Origin of the sequence: Pseudomonas sp. Leaf48 (assembly GCF_001421885.1) — a bacterium.
In the GTDB taxonomy this organism is placed as follows: Bacteria; Pseudomonadota; Gammaproteobacteria; order Pseudomonadales; family Pseudomonadaceae; genus Aquipseudomonas.
The window spans coordinates 1-13,457 of sequence record NZ_LMLH01000022.1; the positions used below are offsets into that span (position 1 = coordinate 1).

The window sequence follows — 13,457 nt, forward strand, 5'->3', positions numbered from 1 at the left end:
CACTGCGCAGAACCTCCACTCGGCCTCTCGAGGGGGCAAGAAAATCAAAAGCCAAAGCCAMAGCGAGGCACCGAGTGGTGGGGCAAGAGCCTTTTGGTTACTTTTGGGCTCTTCCAAAAGTGACTCGCTGTAAGAGCGAAACCATAAGTGGCCGTTACCGCAGCAATGGATATCCCCCCAATCCAGTTCTTAACAACACCATGCTTAAGTGAACAGCATTGCCTGTGGGAGCGGGCTTGCTCGCGAAGGCGGTATGTCAGTCGAAAGTTGTATTGGATGACACACCGCTTTGGCGAGCAAGCCCGCTCCCACAAAGAGGGAGGCTGTGTTTGGGGAATAAAGATAGATCGTATCGATATAACTGGTTATAAGAAAAATCGCTATGCTGCGGGCCGGATTTCCCCTGCGATCTATGTGGACGTATCAATGGATTTAGTGAACATCGGGTTAGTCGTTGCCGGGTTGGTGGTGGGTTTTATCGTCGGCATGACTGGCGTCGGTGGCGGGTCATTGATGACCCCGATCCTGCTGTGGTTCGGCATCAATCCCGCAACGGCCGTCGGCACCGATCTGCTGTACGCGGCCATCACCAAATCCAGTGGCGTGCTGGTTCACAGGAAGAACAACAATATCGACTGGGCCATTACCGGTTGGCTGACGCTGGGCAGTGTGCCGGCAGTGGCGCTGACGTTGTGGTTCCTCAGTAGTTTGCACAGCTCACCCGATGCGATGAATGCGATCATCAAACAGGCCCTGGGCTTCGTTTTGTTCGCCACGGCGCTGGCCATTCTGTTCAAGAAACGCCTGCTCGATTTCGCTCACAAACGCGCCGGTGGCAACTACAACCCCAGTGGCACGCGTCTGAATGTCCTGACAGTCATCACAGGCCTGGTCCTTGGCACCATGGTCGCGCTGACGTCCATTGGCGCCGGCGCCTTGGGTACCGTGGCGTTGTTCATTCTCTATCCGCTGCTGCCGACCCGTCGTCTGGTGGGGACGGAAATCGCACACGCCGTACCCCTGACCCTGGTTGCAGGCCTGGGTCATGCAAGCATGGGCAACATGGACTGGCACGTGCTCGGTTACCTGCTGATCGGCTCGTTGCCGGGAATCTACCTGGGCAGCCACTTGACCGGGCGCATCTCCGATGAACTGTTGCGTCCGTGCCTGGCGACCATGCTGGTATTGATCGGTTACAAATTGGCGTTCTGAATCAGCCCTGGCCCAGCCTGTTGCGCAATGACCGCCCTGACCTAAGCTTGGGGCAAGACGCAGCACAAATTGCGGTATGTCACCTGGAACAATCGCCGCGATGCGCAATCATTAGAGCGTGGATATCAAAAGGAGATGCGCATGCTCATCAGGTCACTGACCCTGGCTACTTTACTGGCGTTTACCGGCACCTTGTTCGCCGCCGATGGCGATTCACCACTGGATATCGAAAAGGGCAGGAACCGCTCCCTGATTGTCATCGCACCCAGCACGGTGGATCCGACCTGGGTCAGCCTTAAAAAGGCATTGGAGGAGCCTGCGAACAAGCAGGGATTCTCCGAACGCAAGCTGGTGCTGTATTCGGTGATCAACACGATGGGCCAGCGTGACGGTAAAGACCTCGACCCGCAGACGACGATGGCACTGATCCGTGCCCTGAAGCTGGGAGCAGGTGCGCAGACCAAAGTCATTCTGGTGGGCAAGGATGGCGAGAAGAAACTGGATCATTCCGGCGCAATCGAACTGACGGAAATTTTCAGCACTGTCGATCAGTTACCGGCGGCGGAAAAAGAAGCCGTGCCGCCACCGGTGGTGACACCGCCCGCCGAGGCCGAACCGGCCAAGGGTACCAAGGGCGCAAAAAACGGCAAAGCGACCAAGACCGCCAAGCCGCCGCAAATGCCGGATGATTGATCCGACATGGAATTTTGCTGGTGAGAAAGGCGCTGGCGGATCTGGTCTTGAAAAAGATCAGTCGCCCAGCGCAGTCAACAGGGTGTGAGCAATCCTGATCCGCTCTGCAATGGGATAGTTCTTGTTGGCCAGGATCACGATACCAATGTCCCTGGACGGCACGAATGCGACGTAAGCCCCGAATCCACCCGTCGATCCGGTTTTGTTGATCAGCACATTGTCCGCTTGCGCTTGTGGCGGGTTCAGCCACTGAACCTTGTGCGCCTCCATGGCCATCTGCGTCGAGTTGCCAGCCAATAACCGATCCAGTGTTACCGGATAGTGATACAGCTCCCAACCCAGTCCCTGAGTCATGTCACCGACGGTGTAATAACCGCTGCGGGTCAGTTCGATGGCTCGCTGCATGGGTATTTCCAGGTTCGCCGGATGCATGTTTGCTTCGACATAGCGAATCAAGTCCGCCGCACTGGTTTTGATCCCGTAAGCCTCGGCATCCAGTGCCCCCGGCCCGACTCGTACCGGTTTGTCATCCTTGTTGTAGCCCTGGGCGTAGAGCGCCATCTGCGCCTGCGGCACCTTGAGGAAAGTGTGCTGCAAACCGAGTTTGGGCAGCAGGGTGTTTTCCATCAGCGCATCAAACGGTTGCCCCATGCTTTGCGCGGCAAGATAACCGAACAGGCCGAGGCTGGGGTTTGAGTATTGGCGATGGCTGCCGGCGGGGTAGAGCGGCTTCCACTGTTTGTAGTAGCCGAACATCTTGTCCGGCGCATCGGCATCCTGGGGGAATTGCAGCGGCAGGCCACCGGCGCTGTAGGTGCCCAGTTGCAACACACTGATGTTGTCGAATGCACTGCCGCGCAAGGCCGGCAGTACCTGGCTGGCTTTATCGGACAATGACAGCTTGCCGCTGGCCTGGGCGTAGGCGGCGAGGGTGGCGGTGAACGTTTTGCTGACCGAGCCGATCTCGAACAGGGTGTCTGGCGTGACAGGCTTGCCGGTTTCCCGGGAGGCCACTCCATAATTGAAATAATGCGCTTTGCCGTGCAGGGTGACAGCCACCGCCATCCCGGCGATGCCATGGTCGCGCATGACCGGGCGTACCGCGTCGTTCACCAGGGTCTCTATCGGTTGCTCGGCGAAACACTGGGTTGCCCCAATCAGCGCGATGCCAGCCGCCAGGCGAGTGATTGTGGAGAGTCTGATTTTGCCCGTCATTGGCTTTGCTCCATGATTTCAGAGGAGCCAAATCTAGACAATTTACTGATGATCGACAAACGACGTCATCGCTTACTGCACAGAACAAACATGTCGTTACCATCATCGAACAGGTAACGGGTCGCGGACAACGGCCGCATCCAGTAACTCAGGCTACCGTCCGAGCGGAAAATGAACATGCCCAGTGTGCCCGACAATTCAGGCGCCGTACTGTCCGCTTCGCCTCTGGCGCTACTCTCGACATTGAGCTGCAAGCGGTGCCCCTGTTGTTGCACGCGAAAGGCACTGTTGCGACGGATAGTGCCGAGTTCAGCCCCTGAGTCGGCATCGATCAGTTGCGCCACCAGGCGCATATGACTGACGCCGGTGGGCCTCAAGTCCAGTCGATAGCGTGTGGTCATCCACGCAGGACGCTGTTGCGACGACACTTGGTGAGCCCCTTCTCCGTTGCACCAAAGGTCCGGGCCGGAGGTTTGCCTTCCAACGAGGTGTGCCAGTCCCACTCCCAATAGACCAGCCAGCACGAAGGCCAGGCACCAGGCTGCATTTTCCGCGCGTCTAGTCATGTTGTTGTACCCCAATGCAGCGACTGCTGGACGCTTCCATCTCACCGTCGCAGAGAATCTGATCTGCACCACGACGGGACGGCAACAGGTACAAATGCAGATTTTGCGTCGCAACACCAAGCAGCCCCGCCAGTTTTCGACTGTGCCGGACCATCGGTTCCAGCTCTGCAGCTTCCAGCGGCGGCACTTCTTGAGCTGGCAGATGCACCTGCACATCATCAATGGTGACGGGAGCGTTGAACGTTGGCAGCACCACTGCTTGCGAAGGTGCCAGCCAGATTTTGCCTAGCATGAAGGCACCGATTGCCCAAAGGGGTAAGGCCAGCCACAGATACCATCGCCTTGGACGCGCTGTCGCAAGCACCGGTTGCTGCGTTGGCGCAGGTTGCTCCGAAGCTGGAATGTTGATGAGTGATGGATGCCCGACTTCTTCGTCTTGGGCCTCAGCCATGGGCAATACAGTAAGCGCTTCAGGGTGGGGTACTTCACTGCCGGCGCCAGCCGCCGTTTTTTGCGCTGTGGTCAACTCATCGACCCGCACGCCATCGGCGAGCTTGTAACCTATACGAGGCAAGGTCTGGATGAACTCCCGATCCGGTTGCAGTTTCTCAAGCGCCACGCGCAACTGCCGGACAACCTGGGCCAGGCTGTTGTCGGTCACTTCCAGGCCGTATTGCCCCCATGCCCCGGCCATCAGTTCACGCTTGCGCACCACAGCGCCCTCGGACCTGAGAATCATGGCCAGGCATCGACTGGCAATTGCCCCCAGGCGCAAAGGCTCCTCATCCGTGGCGTCCACGCGAAACAACAGGAAGTTACTCTCGTCGAACACCAAGTGTTCATCAATCAGCAGTTGGCCCATGGAACCCTTTCGTATGTGGCAGGAAGGCAGGTCGGGTGTGTGTCGCCGACCTCTAGAGTTAAGCGTCCATTCCCAGCTTTAGCCAACATATCGGTTGATCGGGTGTGCAAATCGCTGCTGCAGGGTGGTGATCATTGAAGCAGTCCGGGATACGAGCACCATCGAGGCTCGCGTTCAGACGTACGCAACCTGCGCAGAATCCGCCAGGGGCTCGCTGATATAGCGGTCACGGCCTTGCTGCTTGGCTTGATAAAGCAGTTTGTCGGCGCGCACCAGCAAGTTCTGAAGGCTATCCCCGTGACCATGCCAGGCGCTTACACCTATGCTGCAGGTGATGCCGAAGCACTTGCCGTTATAGTCCACCGTCGAGCTGCGCAGCACTTGCAGCAGACGCCGGGCCATCTGTTGCGCGCCGCTCAGGTCGGTGTCGGGCAACACCACGAGAAATTCCTCACCGCCGATGCGGGCGACCAGATCCGGTTGCCGCACCGTTTCACGGAGCAACTGCGCGAAAAACTTCAGCACTTGGTCTCCGCCGTCGTGGCCGTAGGTATCGTTGACCTGTTTGAAGTGGTCGATGTCCATCATCAATACACACAACGGCCCGGGCTTGCGCGTGGCGCGTGCCAATTCGGTTTCAGCCAGCGCCATCGCCGCCCGCCGGTTGTACAGGCCGGTGAGAAAGTCGTGGGAGGCTTCACGATGTTGCACCACAATGGCATCGATCAGGTGCGCCACCAGCCAGTTGATCAGCAGCAGACAGACAACTACTCCGGCCGCCAGCAACAACCATTGGCCGTTCAGAATGAGGAACTGCGAGAGGAAATTCGGCGCCAGCGGTTCACTGTAGATGCGCATTTGCAGTTCTCGGTGCAGATTCGCATATTGCCGCAAGAAGCGCTCTTCGCCTTGCACCTGGTCAGGCAGCGAGGTCGGCCAGCCAGTGCCGGTGACAGGTAAATAGATTGCTTTGCCGGCGTTGAAACGAATGTCGAAGTACAAGGTTGGCCCCATACCCTGGTTCAACGCAACATGCACGACAAGCCCTTCGGAAACCGCCGATCCCAACGCCAGAGGCTGCAGCAGCGGAGGTGGGTTCAAGCGGGTCTGCGTTTGCTGTATCACTGCGTAACGCTTATCGCAGGTATAGCCCAGGAGTTGTCCGCTGGTCATGTGCAAACTGCCCCCGCTGACTTTCATGCGTGGCGCGTGCGGCTTGGGTAAAGGTGCCAGTTGGTGAATCGGTACTCGCAAAGTGTGTTGTGACAGCCCGTCGACATCCGCCGCCTGGGTCTTATTGAATCGCTGCTGCCCGGCAATGAACTCGTCTGACAGGCATCCCTGCGGAGGGGGATTTGCCAGCAGCAGTGATTGTTGCAACTTGTGGGTCTGCAGATTGCTCAGCAGGTCGGAGTAACCCCTGGCGCTTCGCTGAGCCAACAGTGCCTGCTGGCTCTCCAGCAGCATGATTTGTTGGCGTTGATAGCGATCGACCACGGCAACCACGGTAAGTATCGATAGAACGGCCACTGTTATCCAGCAAATACGCTTGATCACCTGCGCGTGCTTGACGACCCAACTCATGATCTTTACTCCGGTCTGATTGCTGACACCGCTGTCTTGACTCTGCCGTCACTCACCCGCCGTTAGCCGGCCTTGTCCTCAAGGGGCTCCTCGTCAGTGGTGTCGGCATAGCGTTCGGCAATCTGCTCAAACTGTTTTTCCAGGGTGATGAAGGCTGCTACCACCTCCGGATCAAAATGTTGCCCGGCCCCGTCGCGGATGATCGCCGCTGCGGTCTGGTGGCTCATTTGCGATTTGTAGACCCGTCGACTGATGACCGCGTCGTAGACATCGGCGACCGCCATCAGGCGGGCGCTGACGGGAATGGCATCACCGGCAAGGCCACTGGGGTAGCCGCTGCCGTCCCATTTTTCGTGGTGGCACAGGGCGATCTCCTTGGCGATTCGCAGAAAAGGCACTTGCGCGCCCAACAGCTCCTCTGCATGGACCAGGGCCTGATAACCCAACCGGGCGTGGCTCTTCATGATCTCGTATTCGGCTGGCTCCAAGCGCCCCGGCTTGAGCAGGATATGGTCGGCAATCCCGACCTTGCCGATATCGTGCAGTGGCGCCGACTTGAACATCAGTTCAATGCTCTCGTCATCAAGATGTGCACTGAATCGCGGGTGATCGCGCAGTTCTTCCGCCAGTATCCGCACGTAATGCTGCGTGCGGCGCAGGTGGTTGCCGGTCTCGTTGTCCCGAGTCTCGGCCAGCGAGGCGAGGGCCAGGATGGTCACGTCATGGGTGGCTTGCAGCTCCCGGGTTCGCGCCATCACTTGCTCATCGAGATAGGCATTGTGCGAACGCAACAGGTCCGTTGTCGCCTTCAGGCGCAACTGTGTCTGCACCCGCGCCAGCAGGATAGGCGGGTTGATCGGTTTGAACAGGTAGTCGGTGGCGCCGAGCTCGAAACCCAGGCACTCATCTTCGTGGTGATTCCTGGCGCTGAGAAACAGGACCGGTACTTCACGTGTGTTCGGATCAGCCTTGAGTCTACGACAGACTTCATGGCCATCCATGTCGGGCATCATCACATCCAGCAGGATCAGATCAGGGATCGTGCGTTGTACGATCTGCAGGGCCTGGGCACCGCTGATGGCGATCTTGACGTGATAAAGCTCACTTAGCATCTCACTGATCAGCCGCAGGTTGGCCGGCATATCGTCGACCACCAGCACGGTGGGTGTATGGATCGAACTGTTCAACTGGACTTCCTCGTGACGAGGTCACAGATGTGTCAGTAAAGCAGCGGGGGCAATAGCTGCTGCGTGAACGCGACGCAAAGATCAACGGACATCGCCTCTGCCAACTGACTGCAGTAACGCATGCCCTCCATGAATCTGCTCTGAAATGGGCTGGAGCCTGATGGCCGGGTTGTGAAAAACGCTTAAAACTTCTGAACAGCGATACTTTCACTGTTTATCGCACCCGTTCCACAGGCCAGCAGGGCCTCGTTGAGACAAACCTGCGCCTGCTCGAAATCGAAACGCTGCACAGCGCTTTCCAGGGGCTGGTAGTGTTTTGCGAACGCGTCCCGCAGCAAGGCGGCATGGGAGGAAAAACAGGGCACGGCCTGCGCATCGAAATCGCCCAGCAACTCGTCGAGTTGTCGGCAGATTCGTTGCAACTCGACAAAATCCACGACTATCGGTGCAGTCTCCACTTCACCGGGAAGTTTCTCCTGCAGTTGCTCCAGCACAGCCATCAAGGGTTCAGACAACGCCTGCAGACAGGTTTGCAGCTCTTCCTGCGGACTCTTTGCGCGCAGTGACTGCTCCAGTTGATTGGCCGCTTGCGCGACGGCATCAGCACCGATGGTCGCTGACGCGCCTTTGCAGCTATGGGCCAACAGTTCGGCTCTATCCCGTTCGCCCGCCGCAAGGGCCGCGCCCAGTTGTTTGAGCAAGTCGCTCTGGTCTGTCAGGTAGCTGCGCAGCAAGTCCGTATACAGGTTATGCCGACCCATTGTCCGGCGCAGTCCGGCGTCCATGTCTACACCTTCGAGTTCCAGGCACGCATGCGCGCGGTGCACCTGTGTTGGAGCATCCACCTCCAGGGCGAGCTTGTCTCGGGCCTGTGGCCCGGTTTGCCAGCGCCGCAACACCGCATAGAGCGTCTGCGGCTCGAAGGGCTTGCTGATAAAGTCATTCATGCCCGCAGCCAGACAGGCGTCATGATCATCTTTTCCGGCATTGGCGGTCATCGCGATGACGGGCAGTGTGCCGAGCCCGGGCAGCTGACGCAGCAGGCGGGTGGCGGCCAGGCCATCGAGCACCGGCATCTGCATATCCATGAACACCAGGTCATAGCGCTCGCCGGCCAACAGGTTCAACGCCTGACTGCCATCAGCCGCGATATCTACCTGACAACCTGCCGCCTGCAGGATTTCGGCGGCCACCTGCTGGTTCAATTTGTTGTCCTCGACCAGCAAAACACGAGTCCCCTCGGTCACTCGCCAATCTTTGAGAGGGTCTGTGGCATACGAGCCTTCAATGAACGTGTCGCCGGCCAGCAGCAGGCGAACCTCAAACCAGAAGGTGCTTCCTTCACCCGGCACGCTCTGCACACCCACTTGGCCATCCATCAGTTCGGCCAGTTGTCTGGCGATTGCCAGCCCGAGCCCCGTGCCGCCAAAGCGCCTTGTGGTGGAGGTATCAGCCTGCACAAAGCTCTGGAATATGTGTGGCAATTGCTCGGCACAGAGCCCTATGCCGCTGTCGGTGACACTGAAGCAAAGCAAGGCGTCACCCGGGCCGGCCTGACGCAGGCTGACCTGCACCCGGATCTGCCCACGTTCGGTGAATTTAACCGCATTACTAAGGTAGTTCAGCAGTATTTGCCGCAAACGCAGCGGATCGCCACATAGCCGTTCCGGCACATCTGCGTCGACATGCAGCCGCATATCCAGGCCTTTATCGGCAATACGCGGACGTACCTGGTCCAGCGCTTCTTCCAGCAACCGGGCCAGGCTGAAATCGCGGGCCTCCAATTGCAGCTTTCCGGCCTCGGCCTTGGAGAAATCCAGAATGTCGTTAATGACACCGAGCAAATGCCGGCTGGAGCTTTGTACCTTGTTCAGGTAGTCGCGCTGGCGTTCGCTCAACTGCGTTTTCAGGGTCAGGTAGGTCATGCCGATGATGGCGTTCATCGGCGTGCGGATCTCGTGGCTCATGTTGGCGAGGAATTCGGCTTTGGTCCGAGCGCTTTCCTCGGCCAGCTGCCGCGCCTGCTGCATCTCTTGGGCCGCCGCTTGCTGGGCGGAAATATCTTCGATGATCCAGATCGAGCCACGGGACAGGTCGCCGGGGCTGATGGCCCTTGCACTCATGCTTGCCCAGAAACGGCTGGAGTCCTGGCGGCAAAGTTGCAAACGCTGCTGAAAGATGTCGCCACGGTTCAACGTCTCGCGCACCTGCGCCTCGAACGAGATCATCATCTGTGCCGGCATGACGTGCTCCAGCCAGATCAGCGGGGAGCGCTGAAGCTGTTCGCCAACGGCGTAGCCGAGCAGTTCGTCCAGCCGCGAGTTGGCCTGGGCGATGAGCATGCCTCGCACCAGGGCAATGCCATAGGGCGCCGAGTTAACGATGGCCTCCTGCTGTTCGTGTGCTTCACGCAGCCTGCGCTCTTCAGCTTTGCGCTGGCTGAGATCGCGAAACGCAACGCACAGACATTGCCCTCGATTCTGTCGCGCCGGCAGCAGACACAGGCGCAATTCGGCCGGGAACTCGCTACCGTCAGCGCGACGGGCAATCAGCTCGAGCGTGCCGAGCGTCTTTTTCTGCCGCACACGTTCGAGCAGGTGTTCAATGACTTCAAACTGGCTGTCCGGTACCAGTGCCCGGTAGCTCAAGCCAAGCAGGCTGCCGGGGGCATAACCAAAGGTCGCTTCGCTCTGCTGGTTAGCCAGGATCACCCCTTGTTCGTCGAACACCAGCAGCGCTTTGGGGGCAAACTCGACGATGCTGCGATACCAGCTCTCGGTGGTTTCCAGGGACTGCTGGCGTTGTTGCAGTTTCACCGCCTGGGATTCCAGTTGCCGGGCCTGCAGGTGAGCCTGTTGCAACAATTGCTGATTGTGAATGCGTTGATCCAGCAAGCTCAGGAGCGTACCGAGTCGGTTGGGCAAGCTGTCGAGAAACTTCAGCTGGGCGGGATCCGGGCGGTTGGCGAAGTCGATTTCAAGGCTGGCCAGCTGCTGGCCTTCCTGCAGCAGTGGCAGACTGTAGTGCACTTGGCCCGTACGCTCCCCAGAGGGTTCTGCGTCGAACAGCAACGTCGTCCGGCAACCCAGGCATTCACCCAGTTTGTGCTGCAGCGTCGCCGCAAAGGCCTCCCGACTGGTGCATAACTGCAACGCTTGCATCAGCTCGCCGAGGAGTTCTTTTACCCAGTGCTGTCGGCGCAGTTTTTCATTGACGTCCACATAGGCATCGATTGCCTCGGCCAGGGTCACGACTTCAGCGAGCCCCTTTCGCTGCTCCGGCTGCCCAGGATCTTCACCAGCGTGCAGGCGGCGCATGCGTTCGGCAAGACTCAGCAGGGGAGTCACCAGCTGCCGACGCAGGATGACCAAAAACGCCAGCAGACCCGCCCCCAGGGTAATCAACTGCATCAGGACATTGATTTGGCTGGCCCACTGCGCTTTTTTGCGAGCCGCAACGAAGTCACTATTGAAACGCAGGGTAATTGAGCTGGTCAGTTGATCCAACGCGACAGCAAAACCCCACTCGGAATTGACGTAAGTGGTGCTGGCAAGCAATGACGGCCCCCTCGTGCCGTGAAAGCTCTGTTTCATTGCCATGCGTTCCATGCTCGTCTGCCTGGTATCCATGGTCTCGACCAAATCCAGCAGTTTTTGCTCTGAGTCGTTCAGGCCAATCGCGCGCAAATCCAGAGTGATGCCGTGGAATGTCCGGCCTTTCTGCCATTTTTCGTTGTATTGGCTCAGAAACAATTCATCGCCGGTGCCTACATAAAGACGGGCGAGGTGCGTCATTTCACGGTTGAGGGTGGCCATCCGCGAGACGCCAACGATCGTCTGGTGACGTCGATCCGTGGCTTGCGCAGCCTGCTCACCAAAGTATTCATCCAGCGCCAGGGTCATCAGGCAGGCAACCAAGGCCATGCCAAACCCCACTGAAATGAGTTTGCTCAGACGTACCAGGCTCATGGGCTCTCCCGCGACAATCGCCCCGAACACTTATCGGCAGCTTGAATGTGCAGTAAACCGCCGCGCCAAGGCCCGTGCTGTGAAAAACATCCTGTCCAGGCAATTCGACTCGATGAAAAACCCTGAAAAAATATGTGGTGCGTCCTGTATGCGGCGCCTGCGGTGGCGGGGGCGTTATAGGCCGGTGTTGATCTGAATCTATGCTTGAAGAACAAACGGATGGCACTCGCGCGAACCGTGGCGGACTAAGCATCAGGGCGTTGCGTTTTACGTCCGGGTGTACTGACATGGATCGGATATGAGTAAAGAGACGCTACAAGACAAATCATTGATGGTATTGCTGACACTGGTGAGCGTTGCATTTGTCTGGATTCTGCTGCCGTTCTACGGCGCGGTGTTCTGGGCGGTCATTCTCGGCATTCTCTTTGCGCCCTTGCAGCATCGGTTGCAGCTGAAATTCGGCTGGGAGCGCAACCTGACGTCGCTGTGCACCCTGAGCATATGTCTGGTGATCGCGATCCTGCCGGTGATTACCATCAGCACCTTGCTGGTGCAGGAAGGCGCGGCGCTGTACAAGCGCATCGAGAGCGGCGAGCTGGACATTGCCGGCTATGTGGCGCAGTTCAAGCACAGCCTGCCGGCATACTTCCAGAATTTGCTCGACCGGTTCGGCATAGGTGAGCTGAATGGGTTGCGGGAGAAAATCGTCAAAAGCGCGATGACCGGCGGGCAGGTCCTGGCCTCCCGGGCGTTCAGTTTTGGCCAGGGTACATTCGAGTTCATCGTCAGCTTTTTCATCATGCTCTACATGCTGTTCTTCTTCCTGCGCGATGGCTCTGAGCTCGCGCGCAAGGTGCGGGCCGCCGTACCACTGGAAGATCAGCAGAAACGACGTCTACAGCTCAAGTTCAATCGGGTGGTGCGGGCCACGGTGAAGGGCAACCTGTTGGTCGCTGTCACGCAGGGTGCATTGGGCGGACTGATTTTCTGGGTGCTCGATATCCCCAGCGTGTTGCTCTGGGCGGTACTGATGGCGTTCCTGTCGTTGCTGCCAGCGGTGGGTGCGGGGATCGTCTGGGCACCCGTGGCGGCGTTTTTCCTCCTGAGCGGGGCGATCTGGCAAGGGGTCGTGCTGACCTTGTTCGGGATCTTCGTGATTGGCCTGGTGGATAACCTGCTGCGCCCGATCCTGGTGGGCAAGGACACCAAGATGCCCGACTACATGATTTTGATCTCGACCTTGGGTGGCCTGGCGGTTTTCGGTCTCAACGGCTTTGTCATCGGCCCATTGATTGCGGCCCTGTTCATGTCGAGCTGGGCCATTTTCATCGAAACCAAACCGCGGGTGCAGTTGCCTTAAGCACTGAGTTTGCCGGACTGGCCTGTGCCAATGCGTTGCGACAGTGCCCGGGCGGCGGGCAGCGAGGTCAGCGGACCACTGATTGGCTCGCCATCCTGAACCAGATACCAGCAGGCGAGCATGCCCAGGTTTCTGAGTTGTGCGGGAACCGCGCTACCGATAACGGACATGATCTGGACTTGAGACATCATAGGTACCTCCATCAATCTGTGGAGTTACCTTAAGGCCCCGGTGCTCTCACCGAAAATCAACGTTTTCAATAGTGGTCATTGACGCCAGTGAGGGTAAAAGACCGGCTGTCGATCAGTTGACGACCTGATCGAGCATTTGCACCACTTCCTGCTCGTTGAGCAGGCCTTTGCGCACCAGGTTTTGCGTCAGCAGCGAAAGAAATTTGGCGCTGCGATGGCCTTCCAGGTGCTTGAGTTCGGTCAGTGTGTCATAGACCTTGCTGGAGGTGCAAAGGCCGGCGTTGCGGTGCGGGTTTTGAGTTGGCATGGGGTCGTCCTTGTTTTTATTGACCTGTTATCAACGGACAGATCCGAGCTTGCGGATCTTTTGTGACATTAATATGACCGTTTGTGACGCGGGCCAAAAGAGTGATCAATTATTCTTGCCAACCAGCACCCCGGGCATTGTCCCGATAGCGACCTTGACGAGATGGATCCAGACTTCTGGCGACGAACGGGAATAAAAGCCCCGCTCTCAACACGTAATGCTGTTCACTTTAGGTTGGAGGGCTCCAGGTGGATATTTGGATTAGGTGTATATCCATTCCTGCGGTAACGGCCACCTATGGTTTCGCTCTTA

Annotated in this window: 11 protein-coding genes; 3 read left to right on the top strand and 8 right to left on the bottom strand. The window is 58.2% G+C overall.

Translation table 11 applies throughout. The features are described from left to right. Positions 1–426 precede the first annotated feature (426 nt). Both ASE98_RS14250 and ASE98_RS14255 read left to right on the top strand, forming a co-directional pair. Entirely contained in the window at positions 427–1,212 is a 786-nt protein-coding gene (locus tag ASE98_RS14250) for a sulfite exporter TauE/SafE family protein (RefSeq protein ID WP_060541972.1), read from the top strand. Between the two features lie 141 nt (positions 1,213–1,353). Continuing rightward, positions 1,354–1,905, top strand: coding sequence for a DUF4174 domain-containing protein (locus ASE98_RS14255; protein ID WP_060541973.1), 552 nt, complete (start codon positions 1,354–1,356; stop codon positions 1,903–1,905). 57 nt (positions 1,906–1,962) lie between these two features. On the opposite strand, the gene ampC is transcribed toward ASE98_RS14255, so the two are convergent. From ampC to ASE98_RS14285, 6 genes are all read right to left on the bottom strand, one after another. After that, positions 1,963–3,120, bottom strand: a complete 1,158-nt coding sequence (gene ampC / locus ASE98_RS14260) for a class C beta-lactamase (protein WP_060541974.1) — start codon at positions 3,118–3,120, stop codon at positions 1,963–1,965. Between the two features lie 65 nt (positions 3,121–3,185). Then, positions 3,186–3,548: a hypothetical protein gene (locus ASE98_RS14265; protein WP_156465508.1), complete on the bottom strand. Its 363-nt coding sequence runs from the start codon at positions 3,546–3,548 to the stop codon at positions 3,186–3,188. Between the two features lie 130 nt (positions 3,549–3,678). Beyond that, positions 3,679–4,548 (bottom strand): winged helix-turn-helix domain-containing protein, encoded by an 870-nt coding sequence (locus tag ASE98_RS14270; protein WP_060541976.1) that lies wholly within the window; start codon positions 4,546–4,548, stop codon positions 3,679–3,681. A 174-nt stretch (positions 4,549–4,722) separates the two neighbouring features. Next, positions 4,723–6,132, bottom strand: coding sequence for a GGDEF domain-containing protein (locus ASE98_RS14275; protein ID WP_060541977.1), 1,410 nt, complete (start codon positions 6,130–6,132; stop codon positions 4,723–4,725). A gap of 62 nt (positions 6,133–6,194) precedes the next feature. Then, positions 6,195–7,319: a response regulator gene (locus ASE98_RS14280; RefSeq protein ID WP_269084473.1), complete on the bottom strand. Its 1,125-nt coding sequence runs from the start codon at positions 7,317–7,319 to the stop codon at positions 6,195–6,197. A gap of 182 nt (positions 7,320–7,501) precedes the next feature. Beyond that, positions 7,502–11,287: a response regulator gene (locus tag ASE98_RS14285; RefSeq protein ID WP_060541978.1), complete on the bottom strand. Its 3,786-nt coding sequence runs from the start codon at positions 11,285–11,287 to the stop codon at positions 7,502–7,504. 298 nt (positions 11,288–11,585) lie between these two features. Between ASE98_RS14285 and ASE98_RS14290 the strand changes: the two genes are divergently transcribed. Further along, positions 11,586–12,647 (top strand): AI-2E family transporter, encoded by a 1,062-nt coding sequence (locus ASE98_RS14290; protein WP_060541979.1) that lies wholly within the window; start codon positions 11,586–11,588, stop codon positions 12,645–12,647. Here the strand turns inward: ASE98_RS14290 and ASE98_RS14295 are convergent. Together ASE98_RS14295 and ASE98_RS14300 are read right to left on the bottom strand one after the other, a co-directional pair. Further along, positions 12,644–12,835, bottom strand: coding sequence for a hypothetical protein (locus tag ASE98_RS14295; protein ID WP_060541982.1), 192 nt, complete (start codon positions 12,833–12,835; stop codon positions 12,644–12,646). The two genes, ASE98_RS14290 and ASE98_RS14295, sit on opposite strands and share 4 nt — an antisense overlap. A gap of 115 nt (positions 12,836–12,950) precedes the next feature. Beyond that, positions 12,951–13,145, bottom strand: coding sequence for a hypothetical protein (locus ASE98_RS14300; RefSeq protein WP_060541980.1), 195 nt, complete (start codon positions 13,143–13,145; stop codon positions 12,951–12,953). Positions 13,146–13,457: the final 312 nt, after the last annotated feature.

What these genes read in the sequence shown, in the direction of transcription:
- ASE98_RS14290 (WP_060541979.1), top strand. Translation starts at nt 11,586, where the DNA reads ATGAGTAAAGAGACGCTACAAGACAAATCATTGATGGTATTGCTGACA.
- ASE98_RS14270 (WP_060541976.1), bottom strand. Translation starts at nt 4,548, where the DNA reads ATGGGCCAACTGCTGATTGATGAACACTTGGTGTTCGACGAGAGTAAC.
- ampC (WP_060541974.1), bottom strand. Translation starts at nt 3,120, where the DNA reads ATGACGGGCAAAATCAGACTCTCCACAATCACTCGCCTGGCGGCTGGC.
- ASE98_RS14275 (WP_060541977.1), bottom strand. Translation starts at nt 6,132, where the DNA reads ATGAGTTGGGTCGTCAAGCACGCGCAGGTGATCAAGCGTATTTGCTGG.
- ASE98_RS14285 (WP_060541978.1), bottom strand. Translation starts at nt 11,287, where the DNA reads ATGAGCCTGGTACGTCTGAGCAAACTCATTTCAGTGGGGTTTGGCATG.
- ASE98_RS14300 (WP_060541980.1), bottom strand. Translation starts at nt 13,145, where the DNA reads ATGCCAACTCAAAACCCGCACCGCAACGCCGGCCTTTGCACCTCCAGC.
- ASE98_RS14295 (WP_060541982.1), bottom strand. Translation starts at nt 12,835, where the DNA reads ATGTCTCAAGTCCAGATCATGTCCGTTATCGGTAGCGCGGTTCCCGCA.
- ASE98_RS14250 (WP_060541972.1), top strand. Translation starts at nt 427, where the DNA reads ATGGATTTAGTGAACATCGGGTTAGTCGTTGCCGGGTTGGTGGTGGGT.
- ASE98_RS14255 (WP_060541973.1), top strand. Translation starts at nt 1,354, where the DNA reads ATGCTCATCAGGTCACTGACCCTGGCTACTTTACTGGCGTTTACCGGC.